The organism is Virgibacillus proomii (genome assembly GCF_900162615.1).
Classification (GTDB): domain Bacteria; phylum Bacillota; class Bacilli; order Bacillales; family Amphibacillaceae; genus Virgibacillus; species Virgibacillus proomii.
Genome location: NZ_FUFN01000009.1, coordinates 538,078 through 562,255, shown reverse-complemented (window position 1 = coordinate 562,255; position 24,178 = coordinate 538,078). Strand labels below are relative to the sequence as shown.

At 35.7% G+C, this 24,178-nt stretch carries 24 protein-coding genes; 20 read left to right on the top strand and 4 right to left on the bottom strand.

Annotated features, from left to right (window positions below; all coding sequences use genetic code 11):
• The first annotated feature begins 6 nt into the window (after positions 1 to 6).
• The 5 genes from BN1066_RS05395 to BN1066_RS05375 all read left to right on the top strand — a co-directional run bounded on the left by BN1066_RS05395 (position 7) and on the right by BN1066_RS05375 (position 5,628).
• Entirely contained in the window at positions 7 to 1,158 is a 1,152-nt protein-coding gene (locus BN1066_RS05395) for a YhfX family PLP-dependent enzyme (RefSeq protein WP_077318433.1), read from the top strand.
• A 689-nt stretch (positions 1,159 to 1,847) separates the two neighbouring features.
• Positions 1,848 to 2,066, top strand: coding sequence for a DUF1659 domain-containing protein (locus BN1066_RS05390; protein WP_077318432.1), 219 nt, complete (start codon positions 1,848 to 1,850; stop codon positions 2,064 to 2,066).
• A gap of 37 nt (positions 2,067 to 2,103) precedes the next feature.
• The gene (locus BN1066_RS05385; protein ID WP_077318431.1) at positions 2,104 to 2,319 is read left to right on the top strand and encodes a DUF2922 domain-containing protein; all 216 of its coding nucleotides are present in this window, start codon (positions 2,104 to 2,106) and stop codon (positions 2,317 to 2,319) included.
• An 865-nt stretch (positions 2,320 to 3,184) separates the two neighbouring features.
• On the top strand, positions 3,185 to 3,802 hold the full coding sequence (locus BN1066_RS05380; RefSeq protein WP_077318430.1) for an NUDIX hydrolase: 618 nt from the start codon (positions 3,185 to 3,187) through the stop codon (positions 3,800 to 3,802).
• Positions 3,803 to 4,689: 887 nt separating this feature from the next.
• The gene (locus BN1066_RS05375) at positions 4,690 to 5,628 is read left to right on the top strand and encodes a DMT family transporter (RefSeq protein ID WP_077318429.1); all 939 of its coding nucleotides are present in this window, start codon (positions 4,690 to 4,692) and stop codon (positions 5,626 to 5,628) included.
• Positions 5,629 to 5,779: 151 nt separating this feature from the next.
• Here the strand turns inward: BN1066_RS05375 and BN1066_RS05370 are convergent, their stop codons facing one another.
• Positions 5,780 to 6,148: a hypothetical protein gene (locus tag BN1066_RS05370; protein WP_077318428.1), complete on the bottom strand. Its 369-nt coding sequence runs from the start codon at positions 6,146 to 6,148 to the stop codon at positions 5,780 to 5,782.
• A gap of 407 nt (positions 6,149 to 6,555) precedes the next feature.
• On the opposite strand from BN1066_RS05370, the gene BN1066_RS05365 reads away from it, so the two are divergent.
• The 4 genes from BN1066_RS05365 (at position 6,556) to BN1066_RS05350 (ending at position 9,621) form a co-directional block, all read left to right on the top strand.
• Positions 6,556 to 7,173, top strand: a complete 618-nt coding sequence (locus BN1066_RS05365; protein WP_077318427.1) for a class I SAM-dependent methyltransferase — start codon at positions 6,556 to 6,558, stop codon at positions 7,171 to 7,173.
• A gap of 457 nt (positions 7,174 to 7,630) precedes the next feature.
• On the top strand, positions 7,631 to 8,005 hold the full coding sequence (locus tag BN1066_RS05360; protein WP_077318426.1) for a cupredoxin domain-containing protein: 375 nt from the start codon (positions 7,631 to 7,633) through the stop codon (positions 8,003 to 8,005).
• 228 nt (positions 8,006 to 8,233) lie between these two features.
• A complete protein-coding gene (locus BN1066_RS05355) occupies positions 8,234 to 8,758 on the top strand; it encodes a helix-turn-helix domain-containing protein (protein ID WP_077318425.1) in 525 nt (174 codons plus the stop codon).
• Entirely contained in the window at positions 8,671 to 9,621 is a 951-nt protein-coding gene (locus BN1066_RS05350; protein ID WP_143695707.1) for an IS3 family transposase, read from the top strand. The genes BN1066_RS05355 and BN1066_RS05350 overlap by 88 nt, the downstream gene beginning before the upstream one ends.
• 129 nt (positions 9,622 to 9,750) lie before the next feature.
• On the opposite strand, the gene BN1066_RS05345 is transcribed toward BN1066_RS05350, so the two are convergent.
• Entirely contained in the window at positions 9,751 to 10,452 is a 702-nt protein-coding gene (locus BN1066_RS05345) for a helix-turn-helix domain-containing protein (RefSeq protein ID WP_077318424.1), read from the bottom strand.
• Positions 10,453 to 10,580: 128 nt separating this feature from the next.
• Here BN1066_RS05345 and BN1066_RS05340 point away from each other — a divergent pair, with 128 nt between their 5' ends.
• From BN1066_RS05340 to BN1066_RS05300, 9 genes are all read left to right on the top strand, one after another.
• Complete coding sequence (locus BN1066_RS05340; RefSeq protein WP_245799707.1) at positions 10,581 to 11,297, top strand: GntR family transcriptional regulator; 717 nt, start codon at positions 10,581 to 10,583, stop codon at positions 11,295 to 11,297.
• A 92-nt stretch (positions 11,298 to 11,389) separates the two neighbouring features.
• On the top strand, positions 11,390 to 12,568 hold the full coding sequence (locus BN1066_RS05335) for an SIS domain-containing protein (RefSeq protein WP_077318423.1): 1,179 nt from the start codon (positions 11,390 to 11,392) through the stop codon (positions 12,566 to 12,568).
• Positions 12,569 to 12,923: 355 nt separating this feature from the next.
• Positions 12,924 to 13,403, top strand: coding sequence for a PTS N-acetylgalactosamine transporter subunit IIB (gene agaV, locus BN1066_RS05330; protein WP_077318422.1), 480 nt, complete (start codon positions 12,924 to 12,926; stop codon positions 13,401 to 13,403).
• Between the two features lie 21 nt (positions 13,404 to 13,424).
• Positions 13,425 to 14,189 (top strand): PTS N-acetylgalactosamine transporter subunit IIC, encoded by a 765-nt coding sequence (gene agaW / locus BN1066_RS05325; RefSeq protein ID WP_077318421.1) that lies wholly within the window; start codon positions 13,425 to 13,427, stop codon positions 14,187 to 14,189.
• Entirely contained in the window at positions 14,179 to 15,000 is an 822-nt protein-coding gene (locus BN1066_RS05320; protein WP_077318420.1) for a PTS system mannose/fructose/sorbose family transporter subunit IID, read from the top strand. The genes agaW and BN1066_RS05320 overlap by 11 nt, the downstream gene beginning before the upstream one ends.
• A gap of 47 nt (positions 15,001 to 15,047) precedes the next feature.
• Complete coding sequence (locus BN1066_RS05315) at positions 15,048 to 15,473, top strand: PTS sugar transporter subunit IIA (RefSeq protein WP_077318419.1); 426 nt, start codon at positions 15,048 to 15,050, stop codon at positions 15,471 to 15,473.
• A gap of 50 nt (positions 15,474 to 15,523) precedes the next feature.
• Entirely contained in the window at positions 15,524 to 16,681 is a 1,158-nt protein-coding gene (gene nagA / locus BN1066_RS05310) for an N-acetylglucosamine-6-phosphate deacetylase (RefSeq protein ID WP_077318418.1), read from the top strand.
• A gap of 13 nt (positions 16,682 to 16,694) precedes the next feature.
• A complete protein-coding gene (fba, locus tag BN1066_RS05305) occupies positions 16,695 to 17,552 on the top strand; it encodes a class II fructose-1,6-bisphosphate aldolase (RefSeq protein ID WP_077318417.1) in 858 nt (285 codons plus the stop codon).
• 130 nt (positions 17,553 to 17,682) lie between these two features.
• The gene (locus tag BN1066_RS05300; protein ID WP_077318416.1) at positions 17,683 to 18,612 is read left to right on the top strand and encodes a hexose kinase; all 930 of its coding nucleotides are present in this window, start codon (positions 17,683 to 17,685) and stop codon (positions 18,610 to 18,612) included.
• A 674-nt stretch (positions 18,613 to 19,286) separates the two neighbouring features.
• Here the strand turns inward: BN1066_RS05300 and BN1066_RS05290 are convergent.
• On the bottom strand, positions 19,287 to 20,210 hold the full coding sequence (locus tag BN1066_RS05290) for an AEC family transporter (protein ID WP_143695740.1): 924 nt from the start codon (positions 20,208 to 20,210) through the stop codon (positions 19,287 to 19,289).
• Between the two features lie 1,522 nt (positions 20,211 to 21,732).
• On the opposite strand from BN1066_RS05290, the gene BN1066_RS05285 reads away from it, so the two are divergent.
• Positions 21,733 to 22,425, top strand: coding sequence for a class I SAM-dependent methyltransferase (locus BN1066_RS05285; protein WP_077318414.1), 693 nt, complete (start codon positions 21,733 to 21,735; stop codon positions 22,423 to 22,425).
• Entirely contained in the window at positions 22,415 to 22,708 is a 294-nt protein-coding gene (locus BN1066_RS05280) for a hypothetical protein (protein ID WP_077318413.1), read from the top strand. The genes BN1066_RS05285 and BN1066_RS05280 overlap by 11 nt, the downstream gene beginning before the upstream one ends.
• Positions 22,709 to 22,878: 170 nt before the next feature.
• Here BN1066_RS05280 and BN1066_RS05275 read toward each other — a convergent pair whose 3' ends face one another.
• Positions 22,879 to 23,754: an NAD(P)-dependent oxidoreductase gene (locus BN1066_RS05275; protein ID WP_077318412.1), complete on the bottom strand. Its 876-nt coding sequence runs from the start codon at positions 23,752 to 23,754 to the stop codon at positions 22,879 to 22,881.
• Between the last annotated feature and the right edge of the window lie 424 nt (positions 23,755 to 24,178).

The window sequence follows — 24,178 nt, the reverse complement described above, 5'->3', positions numbered from 1 at the left end:
ACAATTATGTTTTTAGAAGCTGTAAAAAAATACAACAGAAAATTAATAGATGTCTCATTAGAACTTCATCAACAAGGAAGTATCTCCCCAAATACGTATGTACTTGATTTAGATATGATACGAAAAAATGCAGTAGCTTTAATTAAAGAAGCCAAAAAACAGGATATTGAACTACTCTTAATGACAAAACAAATTGGTCGTAATCCTGTAGTGACAGAAGCGATTGTTGAAGCTGGAATTAAAAAAGCAGTTGCTGTTGATCCTTGGGAAGCAATTACACTAAGCAAAACGTCAGTTAAATTAGGACATGTTGGTCATTTAGTACAAATACCAAAACAAATAATATCACAAATATTAGACCTTTCCCCTGAATTTGTTACAGTTTTCAGCTATGAAAATGCCAAAAATATTAGTGATATAGCATCGCAAAAAGGAATAAAACAAAAAATATTTTTGCGTATAGCTAATAAAGGCGATTTTGTTTTTAATGGGCAGGAAGGCGGATTTACGTTAGCTCAATTAGCCGAAGACTTCAAAAGGATAGAACATTTAGAAGGGATTGAACTAGCAGGATTAACAAGTTTTCCTTGTATAATAATTGAAAATGATGTTCCTATGGTTACTGCAAATGTTACGTCAATGCAAAAAGCCAAGGAATTCTTAATGGCTAATGGACATACCAATCTGGAAATGAATATGCCCAGTGGTACATCTGTTGCAACAATGGATATATTGAAAAAAAACGGGGCAACACAAGGGGAGCCAGGACATGCACTAACGGGAACAACACCACTTCATGCCTCAAAAGAATTAGCTGAGAAACCAGCAATAGTTTATGTGACCGAAGTTTCTCATATTTATAACAATCATGGATACGTATTTGGAGGAGGATTTTACCCCCGCTCACATATGAAAAACGCGCTCGTAGGGACAAGCAAAGATAACTTAAGAGAAGTTAGGATTATTGAAAATGATCCGACCAATATTGATTATTATGGGAAGTTGGCTACGGATAATGTAGAAGTTGGAGATACTGCCCTTTATGCATTTCGTACCCAAATTTTTGTTACAAATGCTCAAATTGCTGTTGTAGAAGGAATCTCTTCCAAGCCTAAGCTAATAGGTATTTATGATTCTATGGGCCGACTAATCCGTTGAGATGTTTAATTTACTAATATATTCTCTTATTTTCCTATATGGATATCTTTATTTACTAATGGGCTTATATTAAGTTAAACATTTTTAGGTACGGGCACACATTTAGCAATGTACAAACTGGGAGAACTTTTAACGAAATAAAGTGAAAACTTCATTCATGGAGCGCTTTCTTCCTTGAAAACCGCGATGTTTATTTAAGAAGCTTCTACTTCCTAGAAAAAGAAAATCACTTTTTCGTCGTGCAATGTGTCGCTGTCGTAGTCTTTTCTTGTCCTGCCGACCGTAACGAATCGGGATTTAGAAGCCGTTTTTCTCATCGCAGCATCATAAGCAGATTTTTGACATAAGAAAAATAAGGCTTCTTACATCCAGGATAAAGAAAAACATGCCTCTAAAACAGGGAGGGCCGACGCCTGAGCGACTAGCCCGCTTTCAGTCGCACTTTCTTTAGATTCGACGAGATTGACTACTTATCGTAGGAAGAAGATCGAAGTTTGCTAGTCACTGAGCACCTGATTTAGATGAACAAAAAATCCACAGTGCATAAATGGATAAAATGCAAAAAGACAAAGCAACAATTTGTTTTGCTTTTTTCACTTTGATAATACGTATTTTAAATTATAATAGGAGTTCTTTTTGCCACCTTTTTGATGCTACATTCGAATGTTAGGTCAGAAGGAGGTGATCAAATGGCTTTGGCAACAATTACAGATTCATCATTACGTTTGGAGTTTAATAGCGGATTGGATGAAGGATCAGGGAAGCCGCTAGTAAAAGCCAAGAGCTTTAACAATATTAAAATCGATGCTACCCCTGATCAGCTTTACGCTGTTGCACAAGTGCTTGCAGGATTGCAACAACATTCATTAAAGAAAATTGAACGTAAAGACACTTCGAGTATTGTTTAATAATACGTTTAGAAACATATGGAGAAGGAGGGATAATGTGAAAAGGCTAGAATTAAAGTTTACGAATGAGGAAGGAAAAGTAGTTACTTATTCGATTGACAATCCAATAGAACCAGCTAATCCATCGAAAATTAATGCCGCAATGGATGAAATTCTGAAACAAAATGTATTTACCACAGGTGGCGGAGATCTTACAGCCAAGAAAAGTGCAATGATTGTAGAAAGGGTTGTTGAAGAAATTGAAATGAATTAACCCGTAGCGACCAGTTAACATTTCAGGTTAACTGGTCGCTTTTTTATAAGCTATAGACAAAAAAGTAGACGGATGGGGAACTTTTATCCAGCATGTAACTTACAGTAAAGATCCCACTTCCATGCTACGAAATGAACCCTGGGAGAGTATAGTCGAGGAATCAAACTTGCAAGCCAAATGCTCGATTCTGTTCGTTCTAACAGTCAGTGGGGGACAGAGAAAAATTCCACTATTGAAGATTCACTTAATAATGGAGATCGGGTTTTTATTGCGGTAACCTTTATTTGCTTAATCACATTAAAGGAAAGTTAAATATTTTAATTATATCTATCTCTGGTTGCCAAGTAAAATGAAGAATTAATCCTAATAGCAGTTATAGACTATCTAGTATAAAAGGTGCCGTAACACCACCTTAAATCGGTTAAAAGTTAAAGTGATGGATATTACGGCACCTCATGCTCAATTGATTTAGTGGAAGAAAAGAGCTTCACTAACTGGAGGTTTACTTCATCATTGTCCTTCTTTAAATAAAGATAAGTAATAAATTAATATTCCATTTCCTTTAACTTAAGTCACTTGGGCGATATTTGTCAAAAGTCTTATTCATTTCCCGGGAAATATCGACAGCTTGCTTAATAATTTTCTCCTGCATGTAACTGGTAGTTAAGATCTCCACTTCAACACTACGAGATGAACACTAGGAGGATAAGTGGAGGATAAAAGAAAAAACACGGATTGAAGATTCACTTTATTAAACAGTTCTATATATAATAGGCATAAATGGATTTAATATGTGAATATTGTTCAATTGGAGATGACAACGATATAATAGATTGTGGCTGGTTATGTCGTCGGAGGTGATAAGGTGAATGCGACTAAGGTAATAGCAAAATTAAGGGATCGTAAGCCAACTATTTTAGGACGTGAACACTTTCGAGAATTTGGTATATTTATTCCTATGGTAGAAATTAAAAATGAAACGCACTTGTTATTCGAAGTACGCTCATTAAAAATGCGCAATCAGCCTGGCGATATTTGTTTTCCGGGCGGGAGAGTAGAAAAAGATGACGAAAGTGAACTGCATTGTGCGTTACGGGAAACATCAGAGGAAATAGGTGTAGATATTACGAATATAAGTGATGTTGTTCCACTAGATTATATTGTATCTGATTTTGGAAGAATCATATTTCCATTTGTTGGAGTGCTTCATCATCCAGAAAAAATTGTACCAAATCGTGCAGAAGTAGATGAGGTATTCACAGTCCCTTTACAATTTTTCCTAGAAACAAAGCCTGAAGCATATAAGGTGAATTTTAAAGTCATTCCTGAAGTTAATTTTCCATATGAACATATTCAAGGTGGGAAAAAATATGAATGGAGTGTGCGAGCAGCAGATGAATTATTTTATTACTATAAAGGAAAGGTGATTTGGGGACTAACTGCAAGGATAATTGCTCATTTTGTCGAGCTAATAAAACAGTGACGAGTAATTTGAACTACGCTTCTATTAATTAATAAGAGCCGAGTGTTTTATAGCATATGCTTAAACGAATTTTTGCAATTATAGATAAAGAATTTTGTTTCGTTAGCCCGATACTGGAAGACTTCAGTTTATGTGCTGGAAATAATTGTATAACAGTGCACTATTAATTTGTCATCAGTGGGGCATAGAAAATCCCACTGAATGATTTCTCTATCCATAACAGATAAGCAAGAATGGCAGATTAATTTTCCGATTAACCTACCATAAAGAAATACAAGTATTGCAATAACGATAACTTTGTAAATCCTCTCCATTAACTTTTTTATACTATAGGAAAATATAAAACTTTAGGCTCTATAGTATAGGAAAAAGGATAGCTTTCACCATAAAGACGTGGCGACAAGCCAAGTTTTTGTAATAGTAACCGATCTTTACATATGGAAACTGAAACGCGCCTCCTCTAGCTTACATAAGGCGTCTATTGTTCAGCCAATATGAAAGCGTTCTTTAGGTGCATGTACAGACCTTACTCTTTCTTATCCACGAGCATGAAAAAGTAATACATTAACTAAGTGAGAGTATTGCAAGATATTTAACTCATTGTAACATGTACGGAAAAATGAGCATGCTATCCTTTTTAAATTCTGTTTATAGTTGGCTTCTTCGTTAATATTTCTGCTCAAAGAGACTTTGTGTCAAGTTGCAACATTCTCAATTTACAATTGCATTTCTCTTGTAAAATACATCTCTGTCTGAATTCTAGTATATGATTATTTTACTAAGACATGATAGAATACTCCTTAGTGTATAAGTATGTTCTTAGAAACAAAAAAGCGTTCGTTTAAACTAGCAATTAGTGAAGAACACAGCATGGGAGATGACATGAAGTGAATCAGGTTTTAAAAAATAAATGGGTTGTCGTAGGCATAGCTGTTTTCTGCTCCATTTTATGGGGCAGTGCATTTCCTGTGTTAAAAGTGAGCTATGAGGAATTGCAAATGGCTGCAGATGATACAATTGCTAAAATTGTGTTAGCAGGAATGAGATTTTTGCTAGCTGGAATCATGATCCTAGTCGGTTTACTAATAGTAAATCGAAAGTACTTAATGGTAACAAAACGACAACTGTTTTTTCTTACCATATTTGGGTTCATCCAAACAGGATTACAATATTTCTTTTTTTATAATGGATTGGCCAATGTTTCCGGTATGCAAGGAGCAATTTTAATATCTAGTGGAACGTTTTTTACCGTTGTACTAGCGCATTTTTTCTATACAAATGACCGCTTGAATTGGAACAAAGCAATTGGCTTAGTAGCAGGATTTACCGGAATTATTGTGGCTAATTGGGGACAGGAACTACAGCTCAGCTTCCAGTTAACCGGTGAGGGGTACATGATTTTATCAGGACTAACAGGGGCTATCGGTACCATTATGGCAAAGGAACTAGCAGTTGGTATCCACCCATTTGCTCTCACTGGATGGCAATTAACTATTGGATCCGGAATAATGTTAATCGTAGGGGTGCCTCAGCTGAGTGATCATGCAATGACTTTTACGACTTTGGGTTGGTGGTTATTTATTTATTCAGCAGTATTATCGGCAGCTGCTTTTGCTTTGTGGTACTCTATTTTAAAATATAACAAAGCTGGGGAAATTAGCATGTATAAATTTTTAACACCTGTTTCTGGCGCAGTGTTATCAGCAGTCTTTATTCCTGAGGAAAAACTAACGATCTTTATTATTAGTGCACTCGTTTTGGTAGCAATGGGTATTATCTCTGTGAATTACAAAAAGAAAGTGCAAGGGAAAGAAATGCAAACTTAGTGAGCAGAGATTGTAGATTGTCTTGAAGGATACATGAAATAAAATTGAAAGAAAATATTTATAAAAGACGGAATAGTGTGTTGTGAAAATTATAATAGAGCTTACTGGAAAAGAACGATATTCTGGTAAGCTCTTTTGTTGAAAAAAGCTTTTAGAGCGGTTGTTGTCTGTGAAGAGTACGTAAAGAGAGGTTAAAATGCGGAATAAATGATTTTTGTTTGGTGAAGACTTTTTTATTTGCCCAAACGTCATCACGGAGGACTGAAAAATTCAAGTTTACATTGTTCAGCTCTTTTTTTATATGATCGAATTCTTTAGCATTGTCCATACGCATTCCATCAATTTCTGCTTTTAGATGTTCCTGTCCGGAACGAAGGGCAACTAGAATAGATTGTTGTTCCTCGAATCTTTTTCCGTGCTCATCCAGTTTTAAGTTGTCTTCATCTAATTTTCTGCCTTGCTCATCCAATTTATCGTTGATTTGTTCAAGTGTCGTTAATATTTTTTCTTTCTGTTTCATATAATTCACCTCCTAATATAACAAGAGTATATCATAAATAATACATCAAATACTTCATGTAAAAAGAAACAAGCTCTTTCATAAGATCCACATAATTTCCACATAAATTCTTCATCTGTTATGTGTATGATTTACCAGTAAGGGAATAGTATCTAAAAATTGATTTTTATTCTAGGGCTGTTTAGCTTCGCCTTGCTATGACGCTCATAAATATTCAAAACAATCAAGATTCATTAATAGTATGAGCAGTGGAAGGAACGATAAAAAGGACCTAGACTCTATGCGTCCTTTGTTTCAGGGAGAAGAATATGTACAATTACATACATGGACACCAACAAAACAAGTCGCATCCATTGTAACGAACTTTTTTGAACAGACTCTAATAGCAATTTGAAAGGAAGTTCAAGATGAATAAACAAACAGAAACGATTAAAAAAAGATACAATCGTATATCAGGTGTTTTTGATTTAATGGAGCATATCATGAAAGAAGAGTGGCGAAAGGAATTGATTCAACAAGCAGATGGAAGTGTACTAGAAGTTGGTGTAGGTACAGGAACTAATTTAAAGTACTATTCTAAAGAAGTTCAAGTGACGGGGATAGATTTTAGCCCGAACATGCTTAAAAGAGCAAGGGAAAAAGCAAATCGACTTCCTGTAGATATTCAATTACTCGAAATGGATATTCAAAACTTGGAATTTCCCGATAATACATTTGATACGGTTATTTCTACATGTGTCTTCTGCTCTGTTCCAGATCCTGTTCAAGGACTTAAAGAGATTCGACGTGTTACGAAATCAAACGGAAAGATTATCATGCTTGAGCATATGCGAAGCGAAAACCAAATCATCGGAAAGTTTATGGATATTCTTAATCCAATTGGTCTGTATTTTATTGGTGCTAATATTAATCGGAGAACAATAGACAATATCCATTCTTCCAATATGAAAATAGTAAAACAAGAATTTTTTCTATCATCTATCTTAAGAAAGCTAGTCCTCTCACCGAATAAAAACGAACTTTAGTCCTTGGCTTTTTTACCCTTGGATGATGAGGTCAACCCCCTTAATATATTATTGCCTCTGCAAGTGGAGATTTCTATGAGCGGAACTCTTTCGTAACCTCTACTAATAGAAGGACAATAGCTCAGTTAGCAGCAGCTTACAAACGGGAACCTTCTGATGAGATAAATAATATAAGAAAGTTAGCTACTTTCGAATATAGCGATAGTTGGTAACTTGATTCAATTATTAGAGGATTAGTTTTTTTATGTATCTCATGTTTGGCAATTGGACCAACATGAACTATTCATGGTATCGAACGAAACAGGCTCTAATTTGTAGCACTTAGATATATGTAGAAAAATAACAGTATATAGAATATTTTTCTCTATGTTCAAAAATTTGTCCTGTAACCTTGATAAAAAATGGACAGTTATGGATTATGATTCAATTTGAAAAATAATTGAAAGGGGATTTGGCTTTGAAAAAAGTTTTACTATCAGCTGTTTTATTGTTTCTTTTCTTTCTTGCTGCTTGTGGTGGTGAAGATGATTCTGAGCAAGCTAACGGAACGGATGCTACGGAGAGTAATGCAACGAACCAAATCGATATGACTGCTACAAACTTTACATTTGATAAGCCTGAGTATGTTGTGAATGCTGGTGAAGAAATTACAATATCGCTAACTAATGAAGAAGGACAGCATGGGATTGGGATTAATGAGTTTGATGTTAACATTCAAGGAAATGGAAAAGTAACTTTTACACCTAATGAACCAGGAGAATATACAATTTATTGTAATGTACCGTGTGGAGAAGGTCATGCCGATATGAAATCAACATTAACTGTTCAATAAAAAAACGGGCTGGGATAAAACGAAAACATGGATTAAAAAACGAACAAAAAATTGTCCTAGTACTATAGTAAAGTATAAAATTTTATGGTTTATAGTATAAGAAAAACTATGGCGTTCGCTAAAGACTTGGCGACAAGCCAAGTTTTTCTAAACGCAAACAAACCGAACAATAATAAGGTACCGACCCCCCAAAGTTAGAGTAGAAATCTAATTTTCGGGGGTGTTTTTATGGCTAAATATAGTGAAGAATTTAAAATAAATCTTGTCACCGAGTATTTATATGGCAACCTAGGATATAAATTATTAGCAAAAAAATATAATATGGGTAGCGCAACACCAATATTTGAATGGGTGAAAGTCTATAAGTCTCAGGGAATGGATGGGTTAAAAAGAAAAAAAGCTAGGAAGTTTTATCCTGTTCAATTTAAATTAAATACGATACAATTTGTGTTAAAGACAGGTGCTACTTTTTTAGAAACTGCTGTTCAATTTAAATTGAACAACCCTTCCTTAATTAGACGCTGGATGAAAGAATTTAAGGAACAAGGAGTAGAAGGCCTGAAACCAAAGGGGGAGTCTTCTATGTCTAAGAAACCCAATAAACGGAAGAAAAAGGAAGAAAAAAAGTTAACACGTGAAGAAATATTAGAACGAGAGAATGAACTATTAAGGCTAGAAAATGCGTACCTAAAAAAGCTACGAGCTTTTCGGGAGAATCCAAATGCCTTCCACGAAAAGCACAGGCAAAGGTAGCATTTGGACTTAAAGAAGAAGGATTCCGATTAAAAGATATTCTCCTTGCTGTGGGCATACCTGAAGCAACCTATCACTATCATGTGAAAAATTTTGGCAGAGAAGATTCAGACAAAGTACTAAAAAAAATCATTATAGATTTATTTAAAAAGTTCCATGAACGTTATGGCTATAAACGTATTACTAGAGAACTAAATAAATTAGGATACGTTATCAACCATAAAAAAGTATATCGCATTATGTGCGAATTGGGATTGAAATGTGTGAAATTTATGCGAAAATCCCGTAAATACAATTCCTATAAGGGAAACGTTGGAAAAGTGGCGAAAAACCGATTGTCTCGCCGTTTTAACACGCCAATTCCTCTTCAAAAATTAGTAACCGATATTACAGAATTCAAATGTCTAAGTGAAGAGAAGTTATATTTAAATCCGATTCTTGACCTTTATAACGGAGAAATTATTGCGTATAAAATCAAGGAACGTCCAACGTTAGATCTTGTCATAGAACCTTTAAAAGAAACGATAGAGATAATAAAGAATCATGCAACCTATCGCACCACCATCCATTCTGACCAAGGCTTTCATTACCAGCACAACCAATGGGTGAGAACATTAAAAGAGAATAAAGTATTCCAAAGCATGTCTAGAAAAGCAACCTGTGCGGATAATGCTTCCATGGAGAATTTTTTTGGCATTTTAAAACAAGAAATGTATTATGGAGAAAAATTAGTAAGCTATGAAGAATTAAAAAGTCGGATTGAAGAATATATCTATTGGTATAATCATGAACGAATAAAAGAAAAATTGGCCGGGCTGAGCCCAGTCGAGTATCGAACGCAATCCAGCCAATCAACTGTATAATAAAACTCTAACTTTTGGGGGTAATCACATAAATGAATTGTTCGGTTTTGCTATTTCGTATTTGCTTATGTCCCAGCTTCGGTTCATTTCATGTCTAATCAAAAATTTTCTGATGTTAAAGGTAAGATACTAAAGGGCGGTATCGATTCGATGTTTTCGGTATTGACCTGGAGTAACACCTACTGATTTTTTAAACTTTCTAGTAAAATTAGCCACATCATAATAGCCAATCTGGGCAACGATATCTTTGATAGGAATGGAAGTATCTAATAGAAGTCGTTTGCATTCTTTCATTCTCATTTCCCAGATAATTTGTGTAAAGGTATATCCTGTTTGTTCTTTAATAAAGCGACTAGCATAGGGAACAGATAAGTTAAAATAATCCGCTAGTTTTTCCAAGCTTAGCTCAGGATTAGTAAATTCCTTTTGCAAGTACTTCATCAACTTATGACAGAGATGATTATTTTTATTGCGCTTCTTTTGATTCATTTCCTTGCAAATATAAACAGCAATTTTATCAAGAGTATTATACAATTCATCTATCGTTTGAAACTTGAAAAGCTGTTTAATATAAGCAACATCATATAGTAAATTTTGTTCTGCAATGACTTTTAAGATAGAATTAATAAGATCATATGCCATAGCTTTGGTCATATAGATAGAAGTTTGAATAGAAGTAGTATGGTTTAAAATTTCTTTTAATGTTTCATTAGCAACAACGTAATCTCCTTGTTTTAAACTTTGCGAAAGTTTAACTTGTAATTGTAATGGAAACCAAGAGGCGGGAGTCATATTTAAAATTCGATAAAAAGTAAGTCTAGGACGAAACATGATTGTCCGTTATCGTTTTAATAAATTTTTCAAAATGAAGTAATGTAACCCCTTTACATATGAAGCTAAATGTTCTATACTAAAGACAACTGGTTATAACCACTTAGTAAGAGAGGTAGGAGGAAGGCTTGGATAAAAATAGTAAGGTGCCCTTATATTTACAATTAATGGAAGAAATCATTCAAAAAATAGAAAATAAAACATATACAGAGCATCAAAAGTTGCCATCTGAACGTGAACTTTGCAGTATGTATAATCTTAGTCGAATAACTGTTAGACAGGCGCTTCAAGAGTTAGAAAGAGAAGGTTATATTTATAAATTACATGGTAAAGGTACCTTTGTTGCAGCGGCAACATTTGAGCAAAATTTAGTCAAATTATATAGTTTTACAGAGGAAATGAAAAAATTGGGGAAAACTCCAATGACACAAGTAATATCGTTTGAAGAAATTGCGGTTGAAAAGCGGTTGGCAGAAAAGATGAATTTACAACCACTTGATGAAGTATTTCAAGTTGTACGGTTACGATTAGCAGATAACGAACCGCTCATGTATGAAACATCGTATTTACCAAAGAGAATATTTCCTAAGCTGACTAAATTACAGCTAATGGAAAAACCGATGTACGATGTCTTTTATCAAGATTATCAAATTACTGTAACAAGAGCTGTTGAGAAGTTTTCAGCAACTCATTTACGTGACGCAGAAGCCGATTATTTAAACGCAACCGTACAGCAGCCGGCAATGCTTATTAAACGATTTGCATTTCACCAAGACCAATTAATTGAATATACGGTAAGCGTAGCCAGAGGAGATAAATTTGATTATACAGTTGAATTAACGTAAAACAGCTCTATTGGGCAAACAAAAAGCAATAGAGCTTTTCCACAGACTAACTGGTTATGTCAACATGACCACATGATAAAAGGAGGAATAACATGTTTCACTTAACAGAGAAAGAATTACAAAAAAATTTGGCTGGGCACACGGCACAGGAGATTTATCAACAACCTGAAATTTGGCAGGATACTATCAACATCGTAGTAGAAAACCAAACAAAAATTGAACGTTTTTTAACAGCTATTTATGATCAGCATGAACAAGTACGAGTCGTAATGACGGGAGCAGGAACATCGGCTTTTGCTGGAGATATACTCGTTCCTGAACTGCAAAAGCAGCATCAAGGTAAGATACAATTTGAAGCAATTGCAACAACAGATATCGTATCTAATCCTACCCATTATCTATTTAAAGAGATACCAACTATTTTAGTATCCTTCGCAAGATCAGGTAATAGTCCAGAAAGTGTGGCAGCAGTAAAACTAGCAAAGGACATCATTGATGATTTTTATCAAGTAAATATTACCTGTAATCCGAATGGTCAACTAGCTGAAAATACGGAGCATGATGAAAACAGTTTAACGATACTTACACCAGAAAAGGCGCATGATCAAGCTTTTGCAATGACTAGTAGCTTTACGAGTATGATTTTAGCATGTTATATGATTTTTTCTAAACACTCTATTTCCCATAATACAATAGAAGGAATAATAGCGAATGGTAAGCGGCTTGTTAAGCAAGTAGTAGAAGTTGTTGAAGAAGTAATCGCTCATGATATGGAACGAATTGTCTATTTAGGCTCAGGATCGCTTGGCCAATTAGCTCATGAAGCAGCGTTGAAAATGCTTGAACTCACGGCAGGAAAGGTAGTAGCAGTTCATGAGTCATCACTTGGTTTCCGACATGGTCCTAAGTCAATTTTAAATGATCAGTCTGTAGTAGTCCTATTTTTGTCTCAAGATGCGTATACAAGAAAATACGATCTGGATATGTTAAGAGAGCTATCTGGTGAGACGACTGCAATCAAGACGATAGCGCTAACAGAAAGGCAAGATGAAGAAGTAAGTAAATTAGCAGACTGGGCCATTTCTGTAAATCCTGAAGGAAAAACGTTAGGGAATGATTTTTACTTAGCCATACTTTACATCCTATTTGCTCAAGTCCTTGCATTGAAAAAGTCGATTCAGTTAGGAATTACACCTGATAATCCAAGTCCAGACGGATCGGTTAATCGGGTCGTAAAAGGTGTAACGATTTACGACTATGAAGAGAAATAGTAGCTGTTTTAATGTATGTTCAAAAAGAAATTGAAAAGGAATAGGTCGGCTAAATCTTAGGCCCCCTTGTTGCAAAGCTATCACGAGTACGTCACGTGTGTTGAAGCACGAGACGATGTCATTTCAAGGAGTAGCATGATGCATGAAGTACATGTGCATTTGGGAAGGCTTCATTGAAAACACCATCCCAAGCGCGAAAAAATAGCTTTCTTTTTAATGGAACAAAGGATCAAGCCAATGATGAAATTGGATGTGTTATTTTTGCCGACCTTTTAATCCATCTCTTTTAAGGTCTTTAATTGAAGCTGTATTGGTAGCGCTTATATAAATTTGAATTATAGAAAGGATGAATAAAATGACAACACCAAATATTTTATTAACAAGGATTGATAATCGATTAATTCATGGACAAGTAGGGGTAACATGGGTAAATCATTTAGGAGCGAATTTAGTATTAGTTGCCAATGATAAGGCAGCAAAAGATAAAGTACAACAAAGTTTAATGGACATGGTCCTTCCAGATGTTATTCAAGCGAGATACTTTTCGTTACAAAAAACCATTGACGTCATTCATAAAGCATCACCAAGGCAAAAAATATTCCTCGTCGTAAAAGATGTACATGATGCCCTTACATTAAAGGAAGGAGGAGTGCCGATAGATCATATTAACATAGGAAATATGCATTATGAAGAAGGAAAAAAACAGATCTCTGCAACGGTTTCTGTAGATGAAAAGGATATAGAAGCATTTAAACGGCTTGATGAATTAGGTGTAACTCTGGATGTAAGAGGAGTTCCTAATGAAAAAGGTCAAAATATAATGGATCTAATTTGATTTGTGGAAGGAGGAAATTAAATGTTACTAGAAGCCATTTTAATAGCTATCTGGGCAGGAATTATTGGCATTGATTTATATGTTGGATTAACGCATGCGCATCGTCCTGTTGTTACTGGGCTTGTTGTTGGTTTAATTTTAGGTGATGTTACTACCGGATTAATAGTTGGAGGTACGTTGGAATTAATTTGGATGGGAATGGTTCCGTTAGCAGGAGCTCAACCCCCAAATGTGGTTATTGGTGGTGTGATTGGTACGGCATTTGGCGTTATAGCTGGTCAAGATCCTAAGGTTGCGGTTGGGGTAGCCATACCTTTTGCGGTAGCTGTTCAAGGTTTAATTACTCTATTTTTCACTATTTTTGCACCAGTAATGCACAAAGCTGATCAATATGCATTAGATGCAAATGCTAGAGGTATTGAAAGAATAAATTATTTAGGTATAGCCATTCTGTTTACGTTTAATGCTCTCATTGCATTTCTTCCTATTTATTTTGGAGCAGAGAAAGCAGCAGCCTTTGTAGAAACAGTTCCGCAATGGATTATTGATGGATTGTCGATTGCTGGTGGCATTATGCCTGCTATAGGCTTTGCAATGTTATTACGGATCATGATGAAGGTCGAATATATTATGTTTTTCATTGTTGGATTTATTTTAGCAGCATATTTAGAATTACCAATCTTAGCCATAGCTTTAATTGGTCTAGCCATAGCACTATATGATTATTACCAAAATAAACACAAGCAATCCCCAGCCCTAGAGGAGGAGATAACCGATGGTATCTAATAGTTATCAATATGAAGATATTACTCCTGCACAAGACTTACAGCCAAAACAAATTAGAAAATTAGCTTGGAGATCATTGTTGTTACAAGCATCCTTTAATTATGAACGTATGCAAGCAGCTGGTTGGTTGTATGCTATACTCCCTGGTTTAAGGGCAGTTCATAAGAATAAAAAAGATTTGAGCAAGGCAATGAAGGATCATATGGAGTTCTTTAATACGCATCCTTTCTTAGTTACCTTTATCATGGGAGTTATTTTAGCCATGGAGCAAAAAAAGGAAGATAGAGAAGCCATTCGTGGAATAAAAGTAGCTACAATGGGCCCATTAGGCGGTATAGGCGATGCATTATTTTACTTGACCTTACTACCAATTACTGCAAGTATAGGTGCTTCGTTGGCAGTAAATGGTAATATGTTTGGGCCGTTTGTATTTTTGATCCTATTCAATATTATTCATTTTGGTGTACGATTTGGTCTCATGAGTTACGGTTATAAAACAGGCGTTAGAGCTATTAGTAAGTTGAAAGAAGGTACCAAACACGTTTCACGCGCCGCTTCGATCGTAGGCTTAACAGTAGTTGGTGGATTAATTGCAACCTATGTTGCTTTCAAAATTGATTATACATGGGTACAGGGAGAAGCAAAATTAAATGTGCAAACTGATATTTTAGATCAAATCATGCCAGCTTTGTTGCCTTTGGCGTATACGCTTTTAGTTTATTGGTTATTAAAAAAAGGACGTTCACCATTAGTATTGATAGGACTTACAGTAGTTGTCGGACTGGTTGGTTCGTATTTTGGAATCATGTAAATAAAAAAGCAAGAAAACAAAAGTTTAATTTTAAAGGGGAATTCAGAATGATTGGAATAGTAATAACAGGACATGGATCATTTCCAAAGGGAATATTAGAGTCACTCCATTTAATTGCAGGAGATGTAGAAAATTTAGTGATGGTTCCCTTTGAAGATGATCCAGTCGAATTAGAAACATCTTTACAGCAAGCTATTGAACAAGTGGATTCAGATAGTGGAGTGGTTTGCTTTGCTGATCTAGCTGGGGGTACACCTTTCAATGTAAGCTCTCGGATCGCAGCGTATAAGGACGATCTTCGGGTAATTGGCGGGACAAATCTACCAATGATACTAAGTTGTTTGTTTAAGAGAAATCAACCTTTAGATGATTTTGTAAAAACTGCTTTAAATGAAGGGAAAGAAAACATAAAAGCTTTTGAAATTAAAAAGAGTGAACGTGTAGATGAAAATCTAACGATGGATGGTATTTAACAAATTTTAAAATTTAATTTCAATTCTTAATAAATAAAGGAAGTATATGAATGAATTATTATATCAAAGCAGATCAGTTTATGTTAGAAGATCGAATGCTAGAAGCAGGTTATCTCGCAATTACAGACGGTCGATTTGGAGAATGGAGTCCATCATTGCCGGAAGAGGCGGAAGTTGTCGACTGGAGTGGATATACAATTGCTCCCGGATTGTTCGATACACATATTCACGGAATAAACGGCTATGACGTGATGGACGGGACGAAGGAAGCAGTCCATCAAATTTCTAAAGCGTTATTGCCCTTAGGAGTTACCAGGTTTTTACCAACCACCTTAACTTCTTCAACTGAGGCACTGGAACAAGCCATATCTGTTATTGTAGAAGCAACAAACGAGGGTCTGTTAGGTGCTTTATCGGAAGGGATTTACCTTGAGGGCCCTTTTTTTACCGAGCGTTATAAAGGAGCGCAAAATCCAAAGTACTTTCGTGATCCAGATATCGATTTGTTCCAACAATGGCAACAGCTTAGCAATCATACAATTGTAAAAATAGCCCTTGCACCAGAGCGAAAAGGTGCCATTGATTTTATGAAGGAATTGAGTAATTACAATATTTTAGTAAGTATTGGTCATAGTGATGCAAGCTATGACTGTTCCAAACAAGCAGTTCAGGCAGGTGCAAGAAATTTTGTTCATTTGTTTAACGGCATGTCTGGATTGCATCATCGGAACCCGGGTGTTGCTGGTACAGCTTTGATGACAAACGATACATTTGCTGAATTGATTTGCGACGGTCACCATGTTCATCCTGATGTAGCCAATTTTGCTTGGCAGGTGAAAGGCGAGAAGATTGTACTGATTACAGATTGTATGCGTGCAGGTTTAATGCCAGATGGACATTATTATTTAGGTGAATTTCCTGTAGTAATGCAGGATGGAATTGCTAGGACAGAAACAGGTTCACTAGCAGGAAGTACCTTGAAACTGATTGATGGAGTTATACATCTACAAAGCTGGTCACATCGCCCTTTACATGAAGTTTGGCATTTAGCAAGTTTAAGTCCTGCTAAAAGCATCGGACGTGACCACGAGCTTGGCAGCATCCATCCAGGAAAATATGCGGATTATGTAGTAGTTGATAATGAACTGAAGATACATGCTGTAGCAGTAAATGGCGAAGTGAAATTTCAAAGGAAAGCAACTGAATAGAGGAGGAATAAAGATGGGTCATGTACAAAACACAAAAGACATGTTAATAAAAGCTAGAAAAGAAGGGTATGCGGTACCTGCATTTAATATTCATAACTTGGAAACCATTCAAACCGTTGTTGAAACAGCTAGTGATATGGAATCACCAGTGATTTTAGCTGCAACTCCAGGAACAATGAATTATGCAGGTCGGGCATATATTCAAGCAATGATTGAAGTTGCTGCTAAACAGCATGATATTCCAATCGCATTACATCTTGATCATCATGAGACGTATGAATCGATTGTCGAATCGTTAGAACTAGGTACCAAATCAGTAATGATTGATGGTTCACATTATCCATTTGAGGAAAATATTGCGCTTACTAAGAAAGTAGTAGAGAAAGCTCATTCTTATGGTGCGACAGTAGAAGCAGAACTGGGTAAATTAGTCGGTCAAGAAGATGATTTGATTGTAGAAGCAAAAGATGCCGCCTATACAGATCCGGATACAGTAGTAGAATTTGTCGAACGCACCGGAGTGGACTCATTAGCAGTAGCAATTGGTACAGGACACGGCTTATACGAAACCGAGCCTAATCTTGATTTTGACCGGTTAGAAAAAATTAAAAACTTAACATCTCTTCCAATTGTTTTACATGGGGCTTCAGGTATTTCTAAAGAAGATATTCAAAAATGCATTTCGTTAGGCTGTGCAAAAGTAAATATTTCTACGGAATTAAAAATCCCATTTTCACAAGGACTGCGTGAACACTTAGTTGCACACCCAAACGAGACAGATCCACGAAAATATATGGCACCAGCAAAGGCTAAAATGCGAGAAGCAGTAATCGATAAAATAAACATTTGTATGAGTAATGGGAAAGCATAATAGGGGTTGAAACTATTATTTAAATACATGGTACATGAATGTGCTTATAAAAAAAGATTCCATGGTTTAAAGAAGGAAATCGACTAAAAATGACATGCGATAAGCTGAAAGAGGATAAGGAGGTAAGACATTGATTTTAACGATAACGTTGAACCCTTCTGTTGATATTCAATATCGGCTTCCAGATTACCAAGAAAATGCCGTAAATCGGGTTTCAGATGTTAGTAAAACAGCTGGTGGCAAAGGGTTAAATGTAGCAAGAGTTTTGAAGCAACTTGGAGAAGATGTGGCTGCCTCGGGTTTTCTTGGTGGCAGCTTAGGAAATTTTATTGGCTCAGAGTTAATGCGATTGGGAATTCAAAACTCTTTTGTGCCAATAAGTGGTGAAACACGTAATTGTATTGCTATTATTCACAATGGAAAACAAACGGAAATACTAGAAAGCGGACCAGAGATTAGCCAAGAAGAAGCAAACAAATTTCTTGCTGCGTTTCGTAATTATGCTAAACAGGCAAAAGTAATTACAATTTCTGGGAGCTTACCGAAAGGGCTTATGAACGATTATTATGCTAAAATGCTGCAAATTGCTGCCGAAGAAGAAACACCTGTCCTGTTGGATACAAAAGGGGACACGCTAAGACAAACCTTACAAAATAACCAAAAACCATATTTAATTAAGCCAAATCAAGAGGAGATAGCAGATCTGCTTGGGGAACGCAATCTCTCTATAGATTCTATAAGACAAGCACTTAAGTCCTCTATTTTTAAGGGGATCACGTGGGTTGTCGTTACGTTAGGAGAAGCAGGAGCATTAGTAAGATACAAAGATAACGTATACCGTGTTCTTTCTCCAGAAGTTCAGGTAATTAATCCGGTTGGTTCAGGGGATTCTGTTATAGCAGGATTTGCAAGTGGAATATCACGCGAGTTAGATGGAACGGATTTGATTAAATTTGGTTTAACCATGGGTGTTTTAAATGTAATGGAACAGCAAACGGGCTATATTAACCCGGCTAATATTGACTGGTGTGTCCATGAAATAAAGATTACGGATTACTAATCATCGCCATCTTTTAATCAACACAATACAAACAATCCGAGTATTTAGGTTTACTCGGATTGTTTTTCGTAAAATAAAATACTGGCCGATATACCTATTATAAATAAAATAATGACAAATACGGCTATCTTCATGACAAAAATGAATGTTGAACATTACCAAGACTTTTAAAACTTACTTGGATACACTTTGAAACGGACTTGTTTTTTTACAATGCATCCTATAATAGGAGCTCATGTTTTTAAGGAAATAAGTTAGATCAAAGCGAAAGTTTTTACATAATTAAACAAGAAAAGGATAAGGTTTTTTGACTTTGATGGGACATTGTCGGATTCTAAACGGTGTAGATATATCAAGAAAAATAATACCTAAAATCAAAAAAAGGAGGTATTCTTATGCTTTCTGATGTGATGTGGACAGGGTTTAACAGGTATATTGGTGATTACTTTTTCTGTCGCCGTTAGAAAGAGAAAGCGGGCTGGGATTAGTGGGTTAAAAAGTACAATTCCTTCTATTGCACTATTCTTAATAGTGTTAATCCATATCATCGCTTATTGGTTTCAATTTTTTGGCTTCTTTAGTTTGACAATAACTGTCGGTCTAATAATAGTGGCTGCTTATTTTACAACATACATTCCTAGCAAAAAAGCAAAAGAACCTCTTGAAATTCCTCCTTAAAATAAAATTCGCGAAACATAAATAACAGCTGTTACCGTAATCGTACTAAATAAGGTAGAAAATAAGACGATTTGAGCTGCAAATTCTGGATGATTATTGTATTCTTGTGCGATGACGGAGCTGTTAACAGCTGTTGGCATAGCTGCAGCAATAAACAATGCCTGTGCAATTATTCCATTGATTTGCAATAAGTAAATAATACCCAAAGCAATTACTGGACCAAGGATTAAACGAATAACTAAGCTTACATATACAGTGGAAAGACTTTTACTCAATTGTAGCTGTGCAACTTGTGCGCCTAATGTAAGCAAGGCCATAGCGACCATGGCATCGGCAATATAGTTAGCTGGAACCCAAATAAAAGAGGGAATCACCACATTAAAAATATTTAATAGAATACCTGCTAACATAGCATATAAGACTGGCATTTTAAAATAGCTTAGTATCGCTCTAAGCTTGCCGATTTTAATCACTTGCAGAGAGAAAATTCCATACGAGAACAGCAAAATATTTTGCATTGTCAGTATCATTACTTGAACGGACATGGCCAATGGATCACTTTTAAATACGAGATCATTTACGGGAACGCCGTAATTTCCCGAGTTGAAAAATATCGTGCTGTTGGAAAAAGTCGTTGCTTTTCCTTTATCAAATCCAATCATTCTTGCAACAATGGATGATACGATATAAAGCACGATAATTAAAAGGAAAAAGAAAACAACTATGTTAAGGAGCAATCGACCGGAAAATTGTGTATCATATAATTTAACAAAAATAAAACCAGGAACAAGAAAGAAAATATTAAGTCTGGCAAGTGTTTGTAGCTCAAGCTGAAATTTTTTCTGTAAAAAGAAACCGATCCCCATGATAATAAATACAGGTAAAATAATATCTTTTAAAATGATTAAAAATGCTTGCAATCCTCTTCCCCTTTCTGTCCTAATAACGTAAATAAATAACCTTTTTGTCGATTGTAGTGATTACCTGTTAATGGATATCTCTCTGAGTATATGTACTCCCCATCCTCTGAAGGAGGCGTCTTACCGCCGCGTTAGATGTGTGAAATAAGCAAACGCTTACTATTTTAGTATAGCATGAATGATTTTCTTCCTTGTCTAATCTTATTTTCCACCATCGTAAAGATTTGCGAATTTAAAAAAATAAAAAGCTCATTTCGTGCCCTTCCCTATTTAAGGATTAAAAAATTTCTTTACAAATCTTCTGTCAATATTTAATATATTTAACAAATACAATTAAACAGGGGATGAATAGGTGCACCAATTTCCTATTTCACAACTGTTAGAACGTTTACCGCAGTAATTTTTTGCCTAAATTTGCGTAAAAAGTGCAATGGGTTATAGGATAAAGGGTATGATCAACTTGGATCAAGTAAATTCAGATTTACCAACACTCTGGCACTTTGGCTAGGAATTAAAGAAGGCTCTAGCTAGTCCATCACATCATAAATATTCGCTATTTCTGGGCAGGCTGTCTTGAAAGCAGTAGTTTCTCGCGAGGTATGGAGTAAATGACCCGGAAACAGATGTGGCGATTTTTGGAACAAAAACAAGATGGATAGAGATTAGCCCAATGATATTGTTTTGTTACCTGATTCCGGATATCAGAATTATATGTCAGAAATTAGAGAAAATCAATTTTTCCCAGATTTTACAAGAAGCTATTTGTTCATCCGGAAAGCTTATGCTCTTTAATTATTCGAATAAACTGATCTATAGTGTTGCAACACCCCTTTTTTCCAGCCGGTAGCTTTTGCAAAAAATAACACATATATGTTGTGCATGATTTTGCCTAAGGTGCAATTGGCTTTCGTGGTAAAAAACCGTTAAGCTTTTTGTATAGTCTTAAAACAATCGTTGTATTAAATGCAGTATTTCAGTTCCCGTTTATGACGGGGCGGTGCTAAAGATATTGGGGTAGAATTATATATACATCAATATAATATGGCGGGCTGGCATATTGGCTTTGCAGTTGATAACGCTTTTATGAAAAGCTTGAAATTGTTACAGGATCATTTATACGTAAGCCTATGTCGTGCTATACAGCAAGCAGATGAAAAAGCGTTGCTTGGAGATCCATCAGTAGTGGGGAAATCTTGTTAAAATGTATAAATGAACAAGAAATGTTTACATTAACATCTTATTGTCATGAAATGGAATGTTACGTCGTCCAAAGGTACATTTTTCTCATTGTTATCTGTTCCAAAAGGTTATTCTCCGGAATTTTGCCGAACGATATTAAACGAAGCACATGTGGAAGTAGTTTTGGGTATTGGTTCCTGAGAATATTGAGGAAGGGTATGTACGAGTTGGACTGTTAGCGAGCGAAGAGGGCTAAACGAAGCTGCAGCAAGAATTGACGCTTTGGGGTTATTGACATATAGCTTGAATAAAATAGGTTTTTAATGAAAGTGGGAGGAAGTTTATGATAAATTTTAATTGGAGTAAAGAAGCGGCACAGGAGTGGGATAAACGAGCAAGCGATTGGAGTGAACGAAGCCAGCACATGTGGGATACTGGAAGTAGAAAGCAAATCATCCCTTTGATAAACAAGTACATCAAAAAGAATCAATACGTGTTAGATATCGGTTGTGGTGATGGCTATGGTACATACAAACTATATCAACAAGAATATCAAGTTACTGCCATTGACCTTTCTCAAGAAATGGTTCGTTATGCAAAACAACGACTTCCTGCTTCCGTAACTGTCATCCAAGGTGATGTTAATCATCTGCCGTTTGATAATGGTACTTTTGGTGGGCTGATGGCAATAAATGTTTTAGAATGGACGGAAAGCCCGAAAAACGCACTCAAAGAATTAAAGCGTGTTGTAAAACCAAGGGGATTTTTATGCGCAAGTATATTAGGTCCGACTGCGGGACCGCGGATAAATAGTTATCCGCGGCTTCATGAACAGAAAATAATTTGTAATACAATGATGCCTTGGGAATTTCACAAGCTTTGTTTAGAGCTCGATTTAGCATATATAGATGGGCTCGGTGTATTTAAACAAGGGGTGAAACAAAAGAATTACGAGAATTTATCACTGGAGTTACAGCAGGCTTTATCATTCTCATGGATATTTATGTTAAGAAATGGTGATTCAAATGAACAATAAAGATAAACGGATTATTGAAAAGTATCAACAAGATGAAAAAGCAATGATTTTGGCATTTGCTCAGTGGTGCATTAATCATAATTTAGACCCGATGAAGGTCTACCAACGAGCCTATCCGCAACAAAAGGAAAATAAAGCTCTCTTAGAAGCCATAGAATTAACTGTACCAAAGGAAGAAGGCGAAGTTATTTCAACGGAGATGGTTTTACAAATCCTTCAGTTATTTGGTAATAATGACTTAGCATTTATCGTACAGGAGGAAGCAGATAAAGATAAGCTTTAATCAGTGGGGATTACTGTCCATTCCCCACCGAATATACTAACTTATCGTGCTAAGTTCGAAGTATTGTAGTTTCGATGAAGCAAGTGTATGCATATTAAAAATAGGAATAGAAAGAAGCCAATGATGAAAATTCACTGTGTCATCATTGGTGAACTTTTGGAAAAATCCGCTTATGCGGTGAATAACTTGATTAATGCTTGAGTTCCACTATTTGCTTCTCCTTGTTCTTCCATCTCCTGATATAGCTTTAAAGATAAGGATAACCCGGGTGTAGAGAGTCCTAGTTCTTCTGCGGATTCGAGTGCGATTTTCATATCTTTAATAAAATGCTTTACATAAAATCCAGGCTCATAATCCCCTCGGATCATTCTTGGGGCTAGATTAGAAAGGGACCAGCTTCCAGCGGCGCCGGCTGTTATACTGTCCAAAACACGTTCAGGATTGAGACCTGCCTTTAGCGCATAAGCAATAGCTTCACAAACGCCGATCATGTTCGAGGCAATCGTTATTTGATTAGCAAGTTTTGTATGTTGGCCAGCACCTGCATCCCCTTGTAAAATAATATTTTCTCCCATTGCTTTCAATATTTCTAAAACATCTTCGTATACTTGTTTTTCACCACCTACCATAATGGTTAATGTTCCATTTTTTGCTCCAATATCGCCGCCTGAAACAGGAGCGTCTAAAGCATAGCAATGATTGGCTTTAGCCATGTCGGCAATTTTAACTGCCAGGCTTGGTTTGGATGTAGTCATATCAATTAAATATGTTCCTTGTTTAACGTTTTGTAATAGTCCATCTTCGTCAAAATACACTTCTTCTACATCATGAGGATAACCGACCATGGTAATAATCACTTTAGCTGATTTTGCTAGTTCAGTAACAGATGCTTTCCATTCTGCTCCAGCTTCGATTAAAGGTTTAGCTTTAGCTTTTGTTCTTGTGAAAATTGCTAAACTATACCCTGTTTGTAATAAATTTAACGCCATTTTAGTACCCATGACACCAGTTCCAATAAAGCCAATTTTATCTGCTTTAGTAATCATATTAAAAACTCTCCCTTATACTCTTTTATTATCAAAGTGCAGAAGTTTTTCCACTTCAACATTCACATACTATAGGAAGATGATACCAAATATATATTCATTATTTACATTAAATAAAACTATTCTACTCAATGAATGTTACATGATAGAAGATGTTCAACATGTTCGGTAAAATGATGGTTCTCCTTCTCATTTCAACATACGTTAGAATGAATAAAATATTCACGCTGAAGTTAAGATACGAAGCGAGTGGAGATGTAATGGTCTAAATATCATGTTAATTAGCCGATTTTTAGTTCTGAGTCTTTTTTAACTACGTTTTCTTTAGACGTTAAGAATGGATATGATTTTTCATAGAAGTTAAAAAAGTTTTATTTATAGCTTCGACTAGCAGAAAGTATCTGTTCAATACTTCTAAGTTAGC

What these genes read in the sequence shown, in the direction of transcription:
- fba (WP_077318417.1), top strand. Translation starts at nt 16,695, where the DNA reads ATGGGTCATGTACAAAACACAAAAGACATGTTAATAAAAGCTAGAAAA.
- BN1066_RS05335 (WP_077318423.1), top strand. Translation starts at nt 11,390, where the DNA reads ATGTTTCACTTAACAGAGAAAGAATTACAAAAAAATTTGGCTGGGCAC.
- BN1066_RS05365 (WP_077318427.1), top strand. Translation starts at nt 6,556, where the DNA reads ATGAATAAACAAACAGAAACGATTAAAAAAAGATACAATCGTATATCA.
- agaW (WP_077318421.1), top strand. Translation starts at nt 13,425, where the DNA reads ATGTTACTAGAAGCCATTTTAATAGCTATCTGGGCAGGAATTATTGGC.
- BN1066_RS05280 (WP_077318413.1), top strand. Translation starts at nt 22,415, where the DNA reads ATGAACAATAAAGATAAACGGATTATTGAAAAGTATCAACAAGATGAA.
- BN1066_RS05355 (WP_077318425.1), top strand. Translation starts at nt 8,234, where the DNA reads ATGGCTAAATATAGTGAAGAATTTAAAATAAATCTTGTCACCGAGTAT.
- BN1066_RS05320 (WP_077318420.1), top strand. Translation starts at nt 14,179, where the DNA reads ATGGTATCTAATAGTTATCAATATGAAGATATTACTCCTGCACAAGAC.
- BN1066_RS05315 (WP_077318419.1), top strand. Translation starts at nt 15,048, where the DNA reads ATGATTGGAATAGTAATAACAGGACATGGATCATTTCCAAAGGGAATA.
- BN1066_RS05285 (WP_077318414.1), top strand. Translation starts at nt 21,733, where the DNA reads ATGATAAATTTTAATTGGAGTAAAGAAGCGGCACAGGAGTGGGATAAA.
- agaV (WP_077318422.1), top strand. Translation starts at nt 12,924, where the DNA reads ATGACAACACCAAATATTTTATTAACAAGGATTGATAATCGATTAATT.
- BN1066_RS05395 (WP_077318433.1), top strand. Translation starts at nt 7, where the DNA reads ATGTTTTTAGAAGCTGTAAAAAAATACAACAGAAAATTAATAGATGTC.
- BN1066_RS05275 (WP_077318412.1), bottom strand. Translation starts at nt 23,754, where the DNA reads ATGATTACTAAAGCAGATAAAATTGGCTTTATTGGAACTGGTGTCATG.
- nagA (WP_077318418.1), top strand. Translation starts at nt 15,524, where the DNA reads ATGAATTATTATATCAAAGCAGATCAGTTTATGTTAGAAGATCGAATG.
- BN1066_RS05370 (WP_077318428.1), bottom strand. Translation starts at nt 6,148, where the DNA reads ATGAAACAGAAAGAAAAAATATTAACGACACTTGAACAAATCAACGAT.
- BN1066_RS05390 (WP_077318432.1), top strand. Translation starts at nt 1,848, where the DNA reads ATGGCTTTGGCAACAATTACAGATTCATCATTACGTTTGGAGTTTAAT.
- BN1066_RS05345 (WP_077318424.1), bottom strand. Translation starts at nt 10,452, where the DNA reads ATGTTTCGTCCTAGACTTACTTTTTATCGAATTTTAAATATGACTCCC.